Below are 19,030 nucleotides of genomic sequence, written 5' to 3'. Positions count from 1 at the left end.
TTTTTGACGATTGCGTTCATCAATAGGGCAGGTCATAGGACATATGAAGAAAATGCTTAGCTTTGCGTGCAATTGTAAAAAACAGACAAACCTTGCGTCATGTAATATCACAGGCATACTATTGTTAACTACGCCACCTGCGTTCTGCAGGAATGGCCTGTGAATCCTTTTTGTTTAATTAAAATAACCCGTTATGGCTATTTCAGAAAAATATGGCCGTACCTATCACTTTCCGTTTTCGCCGGGCACTACCAGCGATGACCGCATTCAGCATGATTATTGGCATTATATCTCTGCCATTCCTACCCTGGTGCATACGGAAAAACTGGATGGCGAAAATAATTGCCTGTCCCGCTATGGTGTGTTTGCACGCTCTCATGTGGCGCCCACCACATCTCCGTGGACAGAAAGCCTGCGCCGCTACTGGCAGCTGGTAAAGAATGACCTGGGCAACCTGGAAATATTCCTGGAGAACCTGTATGCTGTACACTCTATTGCATACAAAGACCTGAACCATCATTTCTATGTGTTTGCAATAAGAGAGCATGGCCGCTGGCTAAGCTGGGAAGAGACCTGCTTTTATGCTGCTATGCTGGACCTGCCCGTAGTGCCGGTCATTCAGGAACTACAGGCACCATTGGTGAAGGCCGATTTTGAAAGTAACATACTGAATATTGTGAAAGGTCCCGGCTGCTTTAACGCATATGACGCAGCTACCGGTGTACCCGCTACAATGGAAGGAATTGTTACGCGTAATGCAGCCGGTTTCCCGGTATCTGCATTCGCAGAAAATGTATTTAAATATGTGAGAAAAGGGCACGTGAAAACGGACGTACACTGGACGCGTAACTGGCGCCGTGCAGCCCTGAAAAATGAAGGAGGTAAATATGTGGACAATCACTGAAAACAGATCATGGCCATACCTTGAGCAGACCTACGATTGGGTACGCGATATGCAGGAGGTGCCACAAGACCCCATACATCATGGAGAAGGGAATGTGGCCATCCACACGCAAATGGTACTGGCGGCATTGCAGGAACAACCTGCTTACCAGGCATTGTCTGCACAGGATAAAGAGATCCTCTGGGCGGCTGCGCTGCTGCATGACGTTGAGAAACGCAGTACAACCGTTACCGGGCCGGATGGCCGGATCACTTCCGCAGGCCACGCCAGGAAAGGGGAAGGGACTGCCCGGCAGATATTATACAGGGAGATCCCAACCCCTTTTCATATCCGCGAACAGATCACTCAATTGGTGAAATATCATAGTTTGCCTTTATGGTTATTGGAAAAGAGAGACCCGCTGCGTACCATTATTCACGCATCACTACAGGTAAACACCCAACACCTGGCCCTGCTGGCGAGGGCTGATATGATTGGACGTATAGCCCCCGATACGGCCGAATTGTTATATCGCATCGATTGCTTTGAGGAATATTGTAAAGAGCATCAATGCTGGGGAAGCCCCTGGCCTTTTGAGAATGCACAGGCCCGCATGCACTATCTGCGGAAAGGAGATGCAGCACCGGGTTACGTGCCCTATAAAGCGCCGGCCGTGCAGGTCGTGATCATGAGCGGATTGCCCGGCGCCGGTAAGGATACGTATGTACAGCAACACTACCGGCAACCGGAATGGGAAATTATCTCATTAGATGATATCCGCAGGCAGATGAAGATCAGTCCCGCCGATAGAAGTGGCACCGGCAAAGTAGTGCAGGCTGCTAAAGAGCAGGCAAGGGGGTACCTGCGGAACAAGCGTTCCTTTGTCTGGAATGCCACCAATACCACCCACCAGATGCGGGAACAGCTGATAGCCCTTTGTATGCAGTATGATGCGGGCGTTACGGTCGTGTATGTGGAAGTGCCGTATAAAGAGTTGTTCCGGCAAAATGGTAACAGGGAAGCAACCGTACCCTATAATGCCATGCAGAAACTGATCAGCAAACTGGAGATCCCTGATCTGACAGAAGCGCACGAAGTCATTTATCATGTGCGCTAAGAAAAGAGGGCCGGTTATAACCTTACCGGCCTTCTCTTTGTTACTTATATGATCATACAGTAACAATGAAAGGGTTCATATTCTTATTAATCGCATCTGTGATATTCACAGGCAGTATTATATGCGCTGCCTTTAATCCCGGATCTGTGCCAGCTGCCCGGGGAAACCCGGCTTTTGCCGGATCAGCAGCATGTGCTTCTTGCCATGCCGACATCTTCAAAAGCAGCCGCCATACAGCCCATTTTCAGACCTCCGCAGTGCCGGACGATGCCAGTATCAAAGGCAGCTTTACGCCTGGTAAAAACCAGTTTGTTTACAATAAATGGATGGTAGTGGAACTGGAAAAGAAGAAAGACGTTTTCCTGCAAACGGCTTACATGAACGGCATCCCTACCGAGCAAAGGGAGTTTGGTATCGTGATCGGCTCCGGAAGGAAAGGGCAGACCTACCTTTATTGGGATAAGAACAGATTGTTCCAGCTGCCGGTATCTTATTTTACTCCTGCCAACGACTGGTGCAACAGTCCGGGGTATTCGGACAATTACATCCGTTTCGACAGGCCCATTCCTGCTACCTGCCTGGAATGCCATGCTACCTATATTGAAGCAAAGGAAAGGAAGGACGGTATCACGGTGTTCAATAAGAAAACCCTGCTATACGGTATTGACTGTGAAAGATGTCATGGACCCGGCGCTGCGCATGTTGCATTCCATACCCAACATCCGGAGCTGAAGACTGCCAGCAATATTATCAGCACAAAAAGCTTCTCCCGGCAACAACGCCTGGATGCCTGTGCACAATGTCATTCCGGCTTGAGGAAACATACACAACCCGCTTTTAGTTTTGCCGTAGGGCAAAAACTGGATGACTATTCTACCCCAAATTATGATATTGATACTGTGGGTAACCTTGATGTGCATGGTAATCAATACGGTTTACTGACAGCCTGCAAATGTTTTAAAATGGCGGAACAACTGGACTGTTCCTCCTGTCACAACGTCCACGTCAGCGAGCGGCAGAACATGGCGGCGTTCTCACAACGCTGTATTAACTGCCACAATATGGGCGGTGTTGCCCATGATTCCTGTTCCTACAAACCACCGGCAGGAATAGTGCTGGCGGATAATTGTGTTGACTGTCATATGCCACTTTTGCCATCGCGGAAAATTATGCTGAAACTGGCAAATGCATCAGTAGCGGAAGCAGATATGGTGCGTACGCATTTTGTAAATGTTTATCAGGATGCAACGAAAAGGTTTGTGGAGAAGAACAGATAAGAGCATTGCTATAATCGAAAACGAAGGCGTATCAACTTTGAAGTGTCTCCAAAAGCGTCTGACTTTTTGGGCGCCCTTCAAGGTTGATACACCTCACTTTATTTCGGATACCTGATGGAGACACGTAGATATTGGCTCTCAGCACCTATTCTTTTTTGAGTCTTCCTTGAATGGTTTCTTTTATGGAACTCTGTTAAAAGCCCTGTTTAACTTCTCCATAAATGCATCCGCCTGTTCTTTGGTTTTAATGATCTGGCTTAACGAAGATCTGCGATGTGCAGGTACCTTGATCTTAACAGTTTTACCAGTTGCTTTGGCTTGTTCAATCAAAGCCATAATCCTTTCTTCTACTTTTGGATCTTTCATAATTTTATTTGATTAGCTTGATTTATGAAACTTTGTTAAAAGACCTTGCCTGGCTTCTTATAAATGTAGCTGCCTGATCCTTGGTTTTACATGACCTGACTTTTTATGAAACGTTATTAAAAGCTCTGTTTAACTTCTCCATAAATTCATCTGCCTGTTCTTTGGTCTTGATAATTTGAGCCAGCGATGATTTGCCACTCACAAGTCTTGGCGGTTTATCAGCTAGTTGCTTTTTTTCAGATAAGGTCTTAACCTTGTCTTTCATTGTATCATTTTTCATAGTAAAAGCTTTAAGTTTTGTTAACTTATTTTATTGTCATGTTTTTTTCTAAAAATGAAATAGTTATACAAAAATTCGGGATGCCTTGGACTATCTTTTGTAATTCTTACCACATCGGGTTTGACATCTTCAAAATCAAATGGATTTTCATATTGACATTTACCAAACCTCGTAATTCTTACATAATATTTCAATGCCCCAATTTCGAAATGCCTGCTTAGATAATCGAAATTGTTTAAGATAGTCCTATAATACAGCAAGGCCCGTGAATTATTGGAACCATCAATCCCCAGATAATGATTGGGATTACTGGTTAGATATGCTCGGGCATGGGAAAGTATCGTAGAAAAGGCTTTTGAATAGTTTTTATGTTTTATTTGTGCTTTATCGTCGATCTTACCACCTGCATTTAATGGACCAAATGCTAAATTGTAGACATTAGGCATTAATTCATGCGCTTGATCGCTTATTGCTACCATCAGTTCTTTTTTACCCCCGTTTGCGAGTTCTGTGTCGAAGAGTATTGATTTCATTCCCCTGGATGTTGTATTAATATCATAAACATCGTCGAAGTTGATTTTAACTATACTTGCCATTTATCTCTGTTTAAGAATTGTGGATTAACCAGTTTATATACATACCAGAGATTGATGAAACAGATGCATAGTTTACATGACAACAAACAATGCAATGCAGATTCGAAATTCAAATTTTTATTTCATAAACGAGTTAATGGCAAGTTAACAGCCTCAGAAAGAATGTAATGGCTAAGGAATACCAGAAGTGAACGAAATGAACAGATTGAATGATGTACTTTGGAAAATATAAAAAGGGGTTAAACTAAAGCATATTTTACTTTAGCTCAACCCCTTGAAAATACGGCTCTTTACGCCATCAGAACCTATACGTCAGCATTCCCCTTACATTAAACGGCGTACCTGGTGTGAAATGTATCTCCGTCACCGGCGCTGCCTCATTCTTCAACCTGCTCTCTGTTGCAAACTGCGTTTCATTCCATGCCGTATTGAATATATTTTCTGTGATCACACCGATAGTAAACTGTTTATATTGATAACTGACATTCGCATCGCTTACACAATAACCCTTGGCTACAATGCTATTGTCTTCATTCGCAGGACGGTGCCCCAGGTACCGTGTATTAATACCCGCATTAATGCCAGATGGATGATGAAGACTTACACCGCCGGCAGCTGTTACCACCGGTGCTAAAGGAATACGGTCTTCGCCTTTTACTGCCTCATTGGAACGGCCATGTGTATAAGTAAAGTCGCCGTTGATGAAGATCCATTTTCCTAACTGGTAACGCGCGCCGAGATCAATTCCTTTACGCGTGGTTTTATCACTGGGCTCTACAACACCGGCATCCCCCACATATACAAACTCCTGCTCAAGGAACAGGTACCATAAGGCAGTATTCAGCACCAGTTTCGGTAGTGGTTTCCATACCAGCCCGAGATCTGCTCCATAAGCTGCGGGCAAGGTAGCCAAGCCTTTTTCTGCAACTACAACCCGGGTATCATTGCTGTGAAATCCCTTGCCCAGTTTCAGGAAATACTGGATCTTATTGCTGGGATTATACAGGAAGTTCAGTTTCGGACTTACAATAGATTTATTCTGTGTTTGCGTAGCATAAGCAGCAGCCAGTTTGTCCACGTAGTCAAATTTAAAATGATCTACACGTACTGCCGGATTGATCAGCCATTTACCTGCCTTATATTCAGCACTTGCATAGGCATACAGATTAGTTTCATTGATATCTCCCAGTTTCAGTTGTTCCAGGGTGGTCTTCCTGTTCACCGTATGCGACAGCTCAATATCATTCGCAGCATCATTACGCAATCCCGCTGCTGCCTTTAGCTCAAGGGGATTCCCTCCCGGATAGAAGCTTTTATTCAGTTCCGATTCAAAACCGAAAATGCTCCTGTTCTCTTTCTGCCTGATCTGATCTCCGTTCTCGGCATCTTCCAGGAAGAAAGTAAAATTGGAATAGAGCTCAAAGTCATAACGGCTATAGAAGGCGGTGCTTCTTACAAAAGTATTCGCATCTGCATGTTTGATGTATTGCAAATTGATATTGGTGCGTTGTGTATTGCCGCCTTCAGTATTATCGATAGCCCCAAAACGTGTGATCAGTCCTGCGTCAATGGCCCTTTGTGGTATTTGTCCGCTGGCGTCCCATTTACTGTTGAAATGAGAAACAGATACCGACAGTTTATCATTGTTCGGCATGTAAGCGGTATACTTTCCCATCAGGTTAATACGGTTAAAGTTTTGCGGAGAAACAAAATAACCATCGGTCATCTGGTAGTCTGCCGCTACATATGCAGATTGTTTATCATCATTTACCAGGTTAAACATTCCCATTGTCCTGTAAGTATTGAATTTGCCGCCTTCCAGGGTAATGCTGCTGTTGTCAAGTCTGTCTTTTGTTTTAAAAGCAACATATCCTGCGGTGGCCAGGTTGCCCTTATCAGCATGATAGGGGCCTTTGTCAAAGTCAATATTCTCAATGATCTCCGGGATCAGGAAGTGAAGGTCAGCGTACCCCTGTCCGTGCGCATGGCTCACCATGTTGACCGGCATACCGTCTACACTGATATTGATATCAGTGCCATGATCAATATCAAAGCCCCGCAGGAAGATCTGTTCTGCTTTACCTCCTCCTGCATGCTGGCCAATGAACAGGCCCGGTACCTTGCGCAGCAGTTCCTGGGACGATTTCACGGGGTTCGTCTTGAGATCAATATCTGATATGATGTTCAGGTGTTTGATAGAAGAGGTAATAGCCACTTCATTGAGTTCGAGATTGGAAGGTATCAGTATGATTTGCTGTGATAACTTATCGAGCACCACAAGCTGTGTCTTAAAGGAAACGTGCGATACCTTCAGGGTGTCTCCCTCCTTGCCATCTTTTAGCCGGAAAGCGCCCGTTTCATTGGTATGCGTATGAGCGCCGGTACGCAGGTTATAGATGGTGGCTTCCTGCAATGGACGCTTTTCGGGGTCATATACAGTGCCGCTGTAACTTTGTGAATAGGCTTTAATGGTGCATAATGAGAGGATCAGCGTAAAGATCTTTCGCATATAGGACGTGTCGTTTAGGTTAATAGTCAGCAGTGTATTTAACAGTGCCAAACGGCGAAAGTAAAAAATGATTAACAATCCGTTTAATATTTCACCCATAAAATATTTCCGTTCATCCCAAAATCTCTTTTATTAACTTGTGTCCGCAATAAAGTATCTCTATATTAGCGCACGTCAAAAGGTCTCAACTTTCTATTATTCTACTTTTGACTTAATCTTATTTGAACGTTATGTTACTTAGATCGAAGAATCATGCAAGCCGGTCTCTGATGGGTTTTCTGTGCCTCTATGGTATGGGAATGGCAGTTGCCCATCCGGTTTCGGCGCAGTCAGGCAAATTGCCATTGCAGGACCTATCTGCCTTCCGCGAGCCAGGACAGAGCTGGAGTATTACCAGCGATGCCTCCGCAAAACTTGACAACCCGCATGTACTGGATGCAGTGGCTGGTACAGGGGTGTTATTCAATATGCCGGATAAGAAACATCCGGGTAAAGACCTTTTCTCCACCCAGGAATATGGTGATGTGGATATTGAACTGGACTACATGATGGCGCCCGGATCAAATTCAGGGATCTATCTGCAGGGCAGGTATGAGATCCAGTTGTTAGACAGCTGGAGCACCAAAGTGCCTAAAGCAGGCGACAATGGTGGTATTTACGAACGCTGGGACGACAGTCGTCCCGACGGTCAGCAAGGGTACGATGGGCATGCTCCCCGTGTGAATGCCAGCCGTGCTCCTGGTCTGTGGCAACATATGAAGATCTCCTTCCTGGCGCCCCGTTTCGATGCCTCCGGCAAAAAGATCGCCAACGCGCGTATGCTGCTGGTAGAGCTCAATGGTGTGACCATTCATGAAAACGTAGAACTGATGGGACCTACCCGTGGTTCAATCGGTGGCGGCGATGAAAAAGCTACCGGTCCGCTCCGTCTCCAGGGCGATCATGGTGCTGTTGCCTTCCGCAATATCACTATCAACAAACCCGGCGAAGCCCGCAACGGCAACGAAAATAACAGGACAGTAGATCCTATCCTAGTAGATGCACCGGTAAATACCATCCTGCGCAGCTTCATGGATGTGAAGAACAATAAGCGCGTGGTACACGCTGTTTCTGTAGGTTCTCCTGAAAAGGTGCATTACACCTACGACCTCGATAAAGGTATGGTGGCACAGGTTTGGCGCGGCGAATTCCTCGACGCTACACCAATGTGGCATGAAAGAGGGAATGGTTGTTCCCGTCCCCGTGGCGCTGTACAGCTCCTGGGAGAACCATTCTTTACCCTGAGCAAACTGTCTTCTCCACAGGCTGCCTGGATGACCGATACCACTGGTTCAGGTTACCGTCCTAAAGGGTATGTACTGGATGAAAATGACCTGCCTGCTTTCCGTTACCAGGTATACGGTACTGCTGTATCTGATGTGGTGCGCGTACTTGCTGAAGGACGTGGCATCCGCCGTGAACTGACAGTGGCTGCACCGGTTGAAGGACTGTATGCTAAACTTGCAGAAGGTACTTCTATAGAAACTCCTTCAAAGGATCTGTATGTTATAGATGGAAAATCTTACTATCTCCAGGTAGATGATGCAGGTGGCGAAAAACCTGTGATCCGTGAAGCAGGTGCAACAAAAGAGCTGATCATACCTGTACACAGTAAACTGAGCTATTCCATCCTTTTCTAATTCCTTTCGACTATTACAAATGAAAAACATTTATAAGGCATTCATAAAAAAGACCACCCTGTATTCGCTGCTGTTAGCTGCGGCAACGGGTGTTAGTTCCGGGGTTCGTGCCCAGGAAACGCCTAAAGAAGAAGATTTTTATAAGATCCTGAAGGTATCTTCTCCGGAAGGTACATTGCTGGAAGTGGGCGGTTTGACGGTATTGCCAAATGGTGATCTGGGTGTATCTACCCGTCGCGGCGATGTATATGTAGTGGAAAATCCTACAAGCCGTAAGCCTTACTTCCGCAAGTTTGCCAGCGGTCTGCATGAAATACTGGGCCTCGTTTGGAAAGACGGCGCTTTCTATTGTGCACAGCGTGGCGAATTGACTAAACTGGTAGACACCAACATGGACGGTAAGGCAGATGTATACGAAACAGTATTTGCATGGCCTTTGTCCGGTCACTATCATGAATACAGCTTTGGTCCTAAGATTGCGCCTGACGGCTCTTTCTTCGTATCGGGCAACGTTGCTTTCGGTAACCAGGAATGGTGGCGTGGTGAAAGCCGTGTACCCTGGAGAGGTTGGATGATGCACATCTTCCCTGACGGGCACATGGAACCATATGCTACCGGCTTCCGTTCCCCTTGCGGTCTCGGTATGATCAATGGTGAATTGTTCTATACAGATAACCAGGGCGACTGGTTTGGCTCCGGCGGTGTATGGCAGGTAAAACAGGGCGATTTCATCGGCCACCCTGCTGGTTTACGCTGGACGAAGGAACCTAATTCCCCTGTAAAACTGACACAGGAGCATTTCTTCTCTCTCGTAGATGAAGGCCGTCCTAAAGATGCGAATGGCAACTATACCAAGCCTGAGAATAGTGTAACTGCTCCTTTCGTAACACTGATGGATGTTAAAAAGAAGATCCCTGAACTGCGCCTGCCTGCCGTAGTGCTGCCGCACGGTATTCAGGGTATCTCCAACTCTGAGATCGTTCAGATCCCTGAAGGTTCCTTCGGTCCTTTTGCCGGCCAGCTGCTCGTGGGGGACCAGGGACAGAGTAAGATCATGCGTGTGGTAATGGAAAAAGTGAAAGGTGAATACCAGGGTGTGTCTTTCGACTTCCGTAGCGGCTTCCAGTCTGGTGTACTGCGTATGGCATGGGCGAAAGACGGTTCGACCTTGTTCGTAGGCGAAACCAACCGTGGCTGGGGCTCTGCCGGTGAAGCAAACGAAGGTTTACAACGCCTGGTGTGGAACGAAAAGATGCCTTTCGAAATGAAGACCATCCGTTCAAAGCCTGATGGTTTTGAGATCGAATTTACCCTGCCGGTAAATAAGAAATCTGCAGAAGACCTGGCGTCTTACTCAGTAGAAAGCTTCACTTACAAATACCACTCAGTATACGGCAGCCCGATGGTGAACATTGCAAAATGTCCTGTGAAAGGTGTGAAAGTATCTGAAGACGGATTAAAGGTAAGACTCATTGTAGACAGCCTGCGTCTGGACTATGTGCACAACATTACCCTGGAAGGTGTGCGTGAAAAGGATAATTCTTATTCACTGGTACACCCGACCGGTTATTATACGCTGCACAATCTGCCGGAAGGAGATAAGCTGCCTTTAAGCCAGGCAAGCACCTTCAATTCTGCTAAATCAGCTGCTGCAACTGCTGCTGCCGATAAAGGAAAGGCTGCCACTGCAAAAGACGCAGCTGCCAAAGGCACTGCTGCTACCACAAAAACCGCTGCTACTGCTGCAAAAGCGCCTACTTACGATGAGGTGAAACCACTGCTGGCAAAATATACCTGCCTGGCCTGCCACAACGCTACCAAGCGTCAGGTGGGACCCGCATATGTAGATGTTGCCAAACGCAAATATTCTGCCGAGCAGATCCTGAAACTGCTTGCTAATCCGAAGCCACAGAACTGGCCTGATTACGCAACAGAAATGCCGCCAATGCCACAGGTACCACGTGCCGACGCATTGAAAATTGCGAACTGGATCAACTCATTGAAATAAACCATTATGGGATTGACCGAAAGGATACCGGGGAAGATGATGGATACGAAACTGCGTTTACGCAACCCTCCACAACTCATCCGGCTATTGGTCAATCCCTTGCTTTTATTTCTTTGTAGTGAACAGTCGTATCTAAAAAGTGGGAAGCTGGTATATGGATTGTCTATATCTGCATCGGCGCCGGAACGTAAGAAGTGCTCCCTGAACTCAGCAGCAGCTGGTTTTCCGTATTGCCGGAAATAACAGAGGGATTACACCCAATTATCAGTTAAAATAATATGCTTTTTGTTGACGTCAGGTCTGCATTAAGCCCAGGTATACGCCCGGGATGCGTCCGGTATACGCCTGGTATACGACCGGTATAAAGCATACCGCAGCTACATAAGAAGTGAAACGGAAATATGTTTTAATGATAACTAATTGTAAATCAATTATTATGTAATAACGAAAAAGGCCCCCGGAACTGTTCCGGGGGCCTTTTTCGTTATTAAAGAGGTCTGTTAGTGATAGTATTTTCTCAATATCATCAGAACTGGTTTTTCTGCATCACACTACTGGCAGTTCTACACGTTGATCATTACAGGGAATGTCTTTGCTGTAAAATGATCAGAACCGGTTCTTCGGTATCATGGTGCTGGCAGTTCTACACAGCGATCATTACAGGGAATGTCTTTGCTGTAAAATGATCAGAACTGGTTCTTCCACATCATGCTTTCTACTGGTTTGATGGTACGGCCATTGTATTTGGCGTTACCTTTCTTATTATAGAAGGTTTCCACTTCACCTTCCACCACGAAATAGATCAGCTGTCCGATTGGCATACCGGCATAGACGCGTACGGGCTGAGCGCAGGAGATTTCCAGTGTCCAGGTATTACAGAAGCCTACATCGCCTTTACCGGCAGTAGCATGGATATCGATACCCAGTCGGCCGGTGCTGGATTTACCTTCCAGGAAAGGCACATGGGCATGGGTTTCGGTATATTCGAGGGTTACGCCCAGGTAAAGGGTACCAGGTTGCAGCACATATCCCTCTTCAGGGATCTCGAAGTGTTCAATTTCGTTGTGGGCGCGGGCATCCAGTATCCTGTCCTTGTAAGTGGCCAGGTATTTACCAAGATGTACATCGTAAGAGTTGGTGCCGAGATACTTCCGGTCATAAGGCGAAATAACGATAGTGCCTTTTTCAATTTCCTCTAATATCCTTTTGTCTGACAGGATCATAGATCGGGTGTAATTAGTTTGTAGTAAATAGTTGTGTTAGTATGCTTCCGTGTTAATGCGTTCTGCATTCAGCTTTTTGCATTAATTTGGCAAGATATGCCATTAATACGTACCATACAAATCAATCCCGGCAGTCGCCTGGGGGTGTGGAAAATAGAAGAGGAGGAAGCATTTTTCCGGGAGAAGGTCAATATTTCCCCGGCAATCCACCATCCGCACAAGCGTTTGCAGCATTTTGCGGGCCGGTATTTGCTTCAGGAACTATATCCGGGTTTTCCGGTTGAGAAGATCCAGGTGATGCAGAGCCGTAAGCCTTACCTGGACAGCCATAGCCTGCATTTTTCCATCTCGCATTGCGGCGATAATGTAGCTGCCATCGTGAGTAGCGACAGCGCGGTAGGTATTGATATAGAAGAGGTAAAGCCCAAGATAGAAGCGGTGTCGCACAAGTTCTTGTCGCTGGCCGAGCAGGCCTTTATCGACCCTGTACATGCGTTGCCCCATAAGACCATCTGCTGGAGCGCTAAAGAGGCGGTTTTTAAATGGTATGGACTGGGACGCGTTGATTTTAAAGAAAATATGCAACTTGCACCTTTTATATTCCTGCAGAAAGGCTTCCTTACCTGCAATTTTAACAAAGCGGATAAAATTGCACGGTTATATTTGCAATATCTGATGGAAGACGGGTTATGCTTAACCTGGACGAACGGATCTGAGGACCTTACAATTGTAAGGGCGGAGAACGCAGATACGGCCCGTTCAGGATACTCAGGACATTAATGTTTAAAAACAGTCAATTTGAAAATCTTTCTACTCGGCTTTATGGGCGCCGGCAAGACTTACTGGGGAAAACAACTGGCAGAGCACCTGTCGTTACCGTTCTATGACCTGGACGATGTGATCGTGGAATCGGAAGAAATGTCCATCAGCGACATCTTTGCTACAAAAGGAGAGGACTATTTCCGCCAGCAGGAGAATTACTGGCTAAAGGAACTTTCCCGCAACGAAAACTTCCTCATCTCCTGTGGCGGTGGTGCACCCTGCTTCCAGGATAATATGGATATCATGAACAGCAACGGTATCACCATCTGGCTCAATCCCAGCCTGTCGCTGATCGTGGAGCGCCTGAAACGTAAGAAGTCCAAACGCCCGCTCATACAGGATCTGGCCGACGATGAACTGCTCGATTTCGTAGAGAAAAAACTGGCAGAACGTGTACCTTTCTACGAACAGGCGCAGATCACCATTGCAGAATCCGAGACGATCACCCTCGATTCCTTTACACAGCGGCTGGATATCAAAGCATAATATAGCGTAATATACCGTCCGTATGTTTATTCAGATGAACAGATGACCCAATAATCAAATGTTCCGGTAAATAAATCTTCCGGTAGGTAAAGGTTTAAGCAGACCAATGTTTAGATAGCAGGCGTTCAGTTGAACAGTCGCCGGTGGTAAATGTTTAAACAAACCAACGTTTAGATAGCAGGCGTTCAGTTAAACCTACGCAGGAAGTAAAGGTTTAAGTAGACCAATGTTTAGATAGCAGGCGTTCATTGAATCAGACGAATGGTTTTAATACAATGACGCGTTGAGCATGGTAATTCCCATGAATTAGCGTTTATACCTGGAATTTAGCAGCCGGGATGTCATTGTTCATTAGTTGATATCAGTCATTTTTTGCATCAATTTGTTGTCATTAATTTGTTGCATTAAATAATCAAACATCGATATACCAATGCATAAAGGATTTCTCATCATCGCAGCAGTACTGGGTGCGCTGGCCGTAACACTCGGCGCATTCGGGGCTCACAAGCTGAAGGAACTTGTTCCACCGGAAACGGTAAGCACATTTCAGACAGGCGTTACATACCAGTTTTATCACACTTTCGCTTTACTGGCGGTAGGCATTTTATTTTCCCAGTTCCCTGCAGGCGCTGGTTTGCTTGAGTGGGCAGGACGTTGCTTCTTTATTGGAGTGATATTATTTTCCGGTTCCTTGTACGTACTAACGATGATAAAGGCGACCGAAACAGTAGGTCTAAGCAAAATAGGCATCGTTACACCTATCGGTGGTTTATTCTTCATTGCCGGTTGGATCTGTCTGTTATTGGCGCTGTTGAAGAAATAAGTGACGCTTGCCTCATGATGGCAATTGCGCGATCGTAAAAAGTAATAAAAATATTAGCATATACTTAACTATTCAGGGGCTGGCTTATAGCTTAGCCCCTGTAATTTTAGGGGATGATGCGCCTCAGCAGTAATGCAGCAAAGTAGTGTTATAAGGGTGTTATAAGAGTGTTATAAGAGTGTCATAAGAGTGTTGTAAGACAGAAAGAAATGAGACGTCCTAATAGCCACAAGGCAGGAACAACGTTATAGGGTTTGCAAATAAAAGGCATCTTAACAATAGCATGGCCGGAATAGTGTTGTCAGCCAGGTGGAATGAGGATATCGTAAACATGTGCCTTAGCTGGTTGAGAAACGTTTGATGCGGTTCCATAGCATACTGAAGCTGAAACGTTTGATACTGCTACATCGGCATCCAACCAAGCAGGTACAGCACATGTTACGATATCCGAAATGGAACGGCGATCGGTAACCGAAGTGGCAGGTGCAACGTATGTTGCGATATCATTCGCTACATCCAACCAAGCAGGTACAGCACATGTTACGATATCCGAAATGGAACGGCGATCGATAACCGAAGTGGCAGGTGCAACGTATGTTGCGATATCATTCGCTACATCCAACCAAGCAGGTACAGCACATGTTACGATATCCGAAATGGAACGGCGATCGGTAACCATTCGCTACATCGGTATTCAGCGAAGCAATAAGAGAATGAAACAGCAATCATGCTCCGCATCCCGTCACTGCAACAAGCCATCAAAAAAACAATAAAACAACACGCATGTTCAAATACCTGATTATCATTTGCCTCAGCCTCGCAGGAACAGTGACAGCACAAGAAATAAACGGCAACTGGTACGGCATTTTCACCAATCCGCAAGGCCAGAAACAACGCCTGCAACTACAACTCCAACGCCAGGGGAATCAGCTGAAAGGCCTATTGAAAAGTCCGGACATCGCAGCCGAAGACATCGCGCTGGACACTGCTTTCGTCAAAGGTAACACCCTGACATTCGTCATTAAAAATATCAGCTTTAAATATACCGGCTACTGGAACAGTATCCGCAACCGTTATGAAGGATATTTCGAACAGGTCGGCAACCGCACTGCTCTGAACTTTTCGAGAGATGAGATCAAAGACCTGCCCGTTACCCGGCCGCAGGATCCCTCCGAACACCCGGCATACGACGTGCAGGAAGTGAAATTTGTAAACCCGGTAGACAAGGTCCTGCTGAGCGGTACCTTTACGAAACCCGGTCAGAAAGGCCCGTATCCCGTGATTGTCCTGATCTCCGGCAGCGGCCAGCAAAACCGGGACAATGAACAGTTCGACCACCGCTCATTTGCAGTGCTCACCGATTACTTGGTAAAACATGGCATCGCCACGCTGAGGTTTGACGACCGCGGAGTAGGGGAGAGCACCGGTAATTACGACTCCTCCGGTGTCTTCAACTTCGCCGGAGACGTCAAAGCAGCTGTCAGCTGGCTGCGGAAGAGAAATGATGCAGACACGGCTGCTATCGGATTGCTGGGTTACAGTGAAGGAGGAGTAGTGGCACAGATCGTTGCCGCCGCTGACCCCAGGATTGCTTTTATGATCACCATGGCCTCACCCGGACTGGATGGCAGGGAATACTATAACCGGAAACTGGCGCAGGTAGCAAAGATGTTCGGGGAGAAAGATGAGCACATAGAAGCTTATGTAGCCAGCTACCAGCGTTACCTGAATGTCATGACCCTCACTGCCGATCCTGCAGAAAGACAACGAAAGGCCTATGCAGAACTGTCAGCGCTCTACAACCATTTTGGAGACAGTAGCAACGTGGTTGGCAGGCAAAACTTTATAGAAGCGACATATGCTGCTGATAATAAAGCAGAAGCGCTGTCCCTCCTCCAGTACGATCCTGCGCCTTACCTGGCTAAAATAAAATGCCCGGTATTGGCAATAAACGGAAGCGAAGATGTGATCACAGACGCCACCACCAACCTGAAAGGACTGGAAAGCGGGCTGGTAAAAGGTGGAAATGAACTGGTTACGATCAGGAGCTTCCCGGGGCTGAACCACCTGTTCCAGCGTTGTGAATCATGTACATTGGAAGAATATGGCACTTTGGACGAGACAATAAACCCGGCTGTATTGGAGTTTATCACAAGATGGGTACAGTTGTTGTATTAATGGCTGGACCCAAAATTGAGAGCCAGGGGGACAGGAAGGGGATATAGAAGGAATTCCCGGTTCTTACTTACTGATTCTTAATTGAAAATAAATTCTTAATATATCGACAAGCGACCGTAATTTTGGAGCGCTATAATGTATGTCTAAAAATAAACTGAAAACAGAAAAACCGGAGAGTAAGAAACCTCGAGGCAACGACCCCAACGTACTTAAGCAGGACAAAGAAGTAGAGGTTAAAGTAAAGGAACTGGTAAAAGATGAAAGGACCCATAAGGTTTTGGGGGTAATATGCCTGTTGTTGTCGCTCTACTGTTTTATCGCGTTTACATCTTATCTCTTTACCTGGGAAGAAGACCAGGATAAGGTATTCCGTTATTCAGCCAGCTTGCTGCTGATGGACATGGATAGCGTGAAGGTGGAAAACCTCCTCGGCAGGTTAGGGGCCTTCGTCTCCCATTGGTTTTTCTACAAAGGGTTCGGTATAGCTTCCTACCTGTTTTGTTACCTGTTTTTTATCCTCGGCGTCAACGCTGTGGTAGGCCGTCGTGTGTTCCGCATCTGGCGTAATATTAAATATATCCTCTTCGGTCTGCTGTTCATCAGCACCACCGCAGCCTTTGTATCCATGTTATCCGACTTCCCCTGGGGAGGCGCCATGGGAGATGCGGTCAATAACTGGCTGATCGGCTTCCTGGGAAGGGCAGGAGCTGCACTGCTGTTGCTGGTGGCCGGACTGTCCTGGCTGATCTGGAAATACAATTACGATTTCAAATGGCTGGAACAACAGTTTAAAGCCAAACCTAAGCCCGCCGTGGCGCCGGCAGCCGGTCCGGAACCTGCTGTAATCGCCGTTACACCACAACAGCCGCCTGCCAGTACAAAGGAACCCAGGAAGAAAAACGGGCTCAGAGAGTCCGGTGTCTCTGTGATACCACCTCCGGCAGATAATAACGAACTGCCTGAAATGCAGCTCGTTGAGCGTGAAAATGCCTCCATTACCCTTATCCCGCCTGCTAATCTGTCAGCCGGGGAGGAGGAAGAAGTGGAAGAAGAAGAAGAGCTGGAACAGGAAGAAGAGGTGGGACCTTTATTATATATAGAAGAGACGGTCGAGCAGACCGCTTCCCGTAAAAAGAAGCCCAATACCGAGGATGTAGCCTGGGAAATCAAACCTCCAGTAGAAGAAGCAGAAGATGAAACAGAAGAGGAGCCCGTAAGGCAGCCGGTCCAGATGGACCCCTACGAGCCTACCCTCGATCTGCGTGATTATAAATACCCGTCCCTGGAGCTGCTGGACAACCACAGCACAGAAAAGATCGTACAAGATGCCAGTGAGCTGGACAGAAATAAGAACCAGATCATTGACACCCTTAAGAACTACGATATTTCCATCCAGAAGATCAGCGCTACCGTAGGACCGACAGTAACGCTGTATGAGATAGTACCCGCCGCCGGTGTGCGTATTTCCCGTATCAAGAACCTGGAAGACGATATCGCACTCAGCCTTTCTGCGCTGGGTATCCGTATTATTGCGCCCATACCCGGTAAAGGTACCATCGGTATCGAGGTGCCTAACGTGAAGAAGAGCATCGTATCGCTCAGGAACCTGCTGGCCTCTGAGAAGTTCCAGCAAAGCAGCATGGAACTGCCCATAGCCATCGGTAAAAAGATTGATAATGAGAACTTTATTGCTGACCTGGCCAAAATGCCACACTTGCTCATGGCAGGTGCTACCGGACAAGGTAAGTCAGTAGGTATCAATACCTTACTTGTATCCCTGCTATATAAAAAGCATCCTTCCCAGCTGAAGTTCGTACTGGTCGACCCTAAAAAGGTGGAACTCTCGCTCTACAAGCTGATAGAAAAGCACTTCCTGGCCAAACTGCCGGGGGAGGAGGAAGCGATCATCACCGATACGAAAAAGGTGATCCATACCCTCAACGCGCTCTGTATTGAAATGGATCTCCGTTACGACCTCCTGAAAGAGGCTGGTACGCGTAATATCAAAGAATACAATCACAAATTCGTCCAGAGAAGGCTGAACCCGCAAAGGGGGCACCGTTACCTGCCATTCGTAGTACTGGTGATCGACGAGTTTGCCGACCTGATCATGACAGCCGGCAAGGAAGTGGAAATGCCGATCGCCCGTCTGGCCCAGCTGGCCCGTGCGGTAGGTATTCACCTGATCATCGCTACCCAGCGTCCGTCTGTTAATATTATCACAGGTACAATCAAGGCCAACTTCCCGGCGCGTATCGCGTTTAAGGTATCTTCCAAGATCGACTCCCGTACCATCCTGGACATCGGCGGCGCCGAACAGCTGATAGGTCAGGGAGACATGCTGGTCTCTTTTAATGGCGAGCTGGTACGTTTGCAGTGCGCCTTTGTGGACACGCCGGAAGTGGAAAAAGTGGCAGAATACATCGGAGAACAGCGGGCTTATCCCGAAGCCTATCTCTTACCGGAATATGTGGATGAGAAAGAGATGGAGGGCAAAGAGATCAGCCTGCAGGACAGGGATCCGCTCTTTGAAGAGGCAGCCCGGGTCATTGTACAAAACCAGCAGGGTTCTACATCCCTGTTACAACGCCGTATGAAGCTTGGTTACAACAGGGCCGGAAGGCTGATGGACCAGCTGGAGGCGGCGGGTATCGTCGGACCTAATTTGGGTAGCAAGGCCAGGGAGGTGAATGTCAAGACAGAGGCCGATCTGGAGGAGATCCTCAACGATCTCGGCTGATCGTAGTACATTTGGCTTTATATTAACGAAAGACAGACAGGTA

15 protein-coding genes are annotated in these 19,030 nt (G+C 46.8%); 10 read left to right on the top strand and 5 right to left on the bottom strand.

Translation table 11 applies throughout. The features are described from left to right. Nucleotides 1–193 precede the first annotated feature (193 nt). From MYF79_RS27230 to MYF79_RS27220, 3 genes are all read left to right on the top strand, one after another. The gene (locus MYF79_RS27230; RefSeq protein WP_247811032.1) at nt 194–904 is read left to right on the top strand and encodes an RNA ligase family protein; all 711 of its coding nucleotides are present in this window, start codon (nt 194–196) and stop codon (nt 902–904) included. Further along, nucleotides 888–2,000 carry an AAA family ATPase gene (locus MYF79_RS27225; RefSeq protein ID WP_247811031.1) on the top strand — a complete coding sequence of 371 codons (1,113 nt, stop codon included), beginning with the start codon at nt 888–890 and terminating at the stop codon, nt 1,998–2,000. Before MYF79_RS27230 ends, MYF79_RS27225 begins: the two co-directional genes overlap by 17 nt. Nucleotides 2,001–2,065: 65 nt before the next feature. After that, on the top strand, nt 2,066–3,277 hold the full coding sequence (locus MYF79_RS27220; RefSeq protein ID WP_247811030.1) for a multiheme c-type cytochrome: 1,212 nt from the start codon (nt 2,066–2,068) through the stop codon (nt 3,275–3,277). A gap of 180 nt (nt 3,278–3,457) precedes the next feature. Here the strand turns inward: MYF79_RS27220 and MYF79_RS27215 are convergent, their stop codons facing one another. The 4 genes from MYF79_RS27215 to MYF79_RS27200 all read right to left on the bottom strand — a co-directional run bounded on the left by MYF79_RS27215 (nt 3,458) and on the right by MYF79_RS27200 (nt 7,028). Further along, nucleotides 3,458–3,643, bottom strand: coding sequence for a hypothetical protein (locus tag MYF79_RS27215; RefSeq protein ID WP_247811029.1), 186 nt, complete (start codon nt 3,641–3,643; stop codon nt 3,458–3,460). A gap of 103 nt (nt 3,644–3,746) precedes the next feature. Continuing rightward, nucleotides 3,747–3,923 carry a hypothetical protein gene (locus tag MYF79_RS27210; protein WP_247811028.1) on the bottom strand — a complete coding sequence of 59 codons (177 nt, stop codon included), beginning with the start codon at nt 3,921–3,923 and terminating at the stop codon, nt 3,747–3,749. A 20-nt stretch (nt 3,924–3,943) separates the two neighbouring features. Continuing rightward, the gene (locus MYF79_RS27205) at nt 3,944–4,519 is read right to left on the bottom strand and encodes a DUF6934 family protein (RefSeq protein WP_247811027.1); all 576 of its coding nucleotides are present in this window, start codon (nt 4,517–4,519) and stop codon (nt 3,944–3,946) included. 298 nt (nt 4,520–4,817) lie between these two features. Continuing rightward, entirely contained in the window at nt 4,818–7,028 is a 2,211-nt protein-coding gene (locus tag MYF79_RS27200; protein WP_247811026.1) for a TonB-dependent receptor, read from the bottom strand. A gap of 230 nt (nt 7,029–7,258) precedes the next feature. On the opposite strand from MYF79_RS27200, the gene MYF79_RS27195 reads away from it, so the two are divergent. Beyond that, nucleotides 7,259–8,707, top strand: a complete 1,449-nt coding sequence (locus tag MYF79_RS27195; RefSeq protein WP_247811025.1) for a DUF1080 domain-containing protein — start codon at nt 7,259–7,261, stop codon at nt 8,705–8,707. Between the two features lie 19 nt (nt 8,708–8,726). Further along, nucleotides 8,727–10,715 carry a hypothetical protein gene (locus MYF79_RS27190; protein WP_247811024.1) on the top strand — a complete coding sequence of 663 codons (1,989 nt, stop codon included), beginning with the start codon at nt 8,727–8,729 and terminating at the stop codon, nt 10,713–10,715. A 686-nt stretch (nt 10,716–11,401) separates the two neighbouring features. Here the strand turns inward: MYF79_RS27190 and dcd are convergent. Further along, on the bottom strand, nt 11,402–11,938 hold the full coding sequence (dcd, locus tag MYF79_RS27185; protein WP_089836719.1) for a dCTP deaminase: 537 nt from the start codon (nt 11,936–11,938) through the stop codon (nt 11,402–11,404). Nucleotides 11,939–12,034: 96 nt separating this feature from the next. Here dcd and MYF79_RS27180 point away from each other — a divergent pair, with 96 nt between their 5' ends. From MYF79_RS27180 to MYF79_RS27160, 5 genes are all read left to right on the top strand, one after another. Then, nucleotides 12,035–12,718, top strand: a complete 684-nt coding sequence (locus MYF79_RS27180; protein WP_247811023.1) for a 4'-phosphopantetheinyl transferase family protein — start codon at nt 12,035–12,037, stop codon at nt 12,716–12,718. Between the two features lie 18 nt (nt 12,719–12,736). Next, nucleotides 12,737–13,246, top strand: a complete 510-nt coding sequence (locus tag MYF79_RS27175) for a shikimate kinase (RefSeq protein WP_199652565.1) — start codon at nt 12,737–12,739, stop codon at nt 13,244–13,246. Between the two features lie 430 nt (nt 13,247–13,676). After that, nucleotides 13,677–14,069, top strand: coding sequence for a DUF423 domain-containing protein (locus tag MYF79_RS27170; protein ID WP_199652564.1), 393 nt, complete (start codon nt 13,677–13,679; stop codon nt 14,067–14,069). A gap of 783 nt (nt 14,070–14,852) precedes the next feature. Then, nucleotides 14,853–16,247 carry an alpha/beta hydrolase family protein gene (locus MYF79_RS27165; protein WP_247811022.1) on the top strand — a complete coding sequence of 465 codons (1,395 nt, stop codon included), beginning with the start codon at nt 14,853–14,855 and terminating at the stop codon, nt 16,245–16,247. A 139-nt stretch (nt 16,248–16,386) separates the two neighbouring features. Next, nucleotides 16,387–18,987, top strand: a complete 2,601-nt coding sequence (locus MYF79_RS27160; RefSeq protein ID WP_247811021.1) for an FtsK/SpoIIIE family DNA translocase — start codon at nt 16,387–16,389, stop codon at nt 18,985–18,987. Nucleotides 18,988–19,030: the final 43 nt, after the last annotated feature.

Source organism: Chitinophaga filiformis (genome assembly GCF_023100805.1).
GTDB lineage: Bacteria > Bacteroidota > Bacteroidia > Chitinophagales > Chitinophagaceae > Chitinophaga > Chitinophaga filiformis_B.
This window is presented reverse-complemented; position numbering and strand designations above follow the sequence as displayed.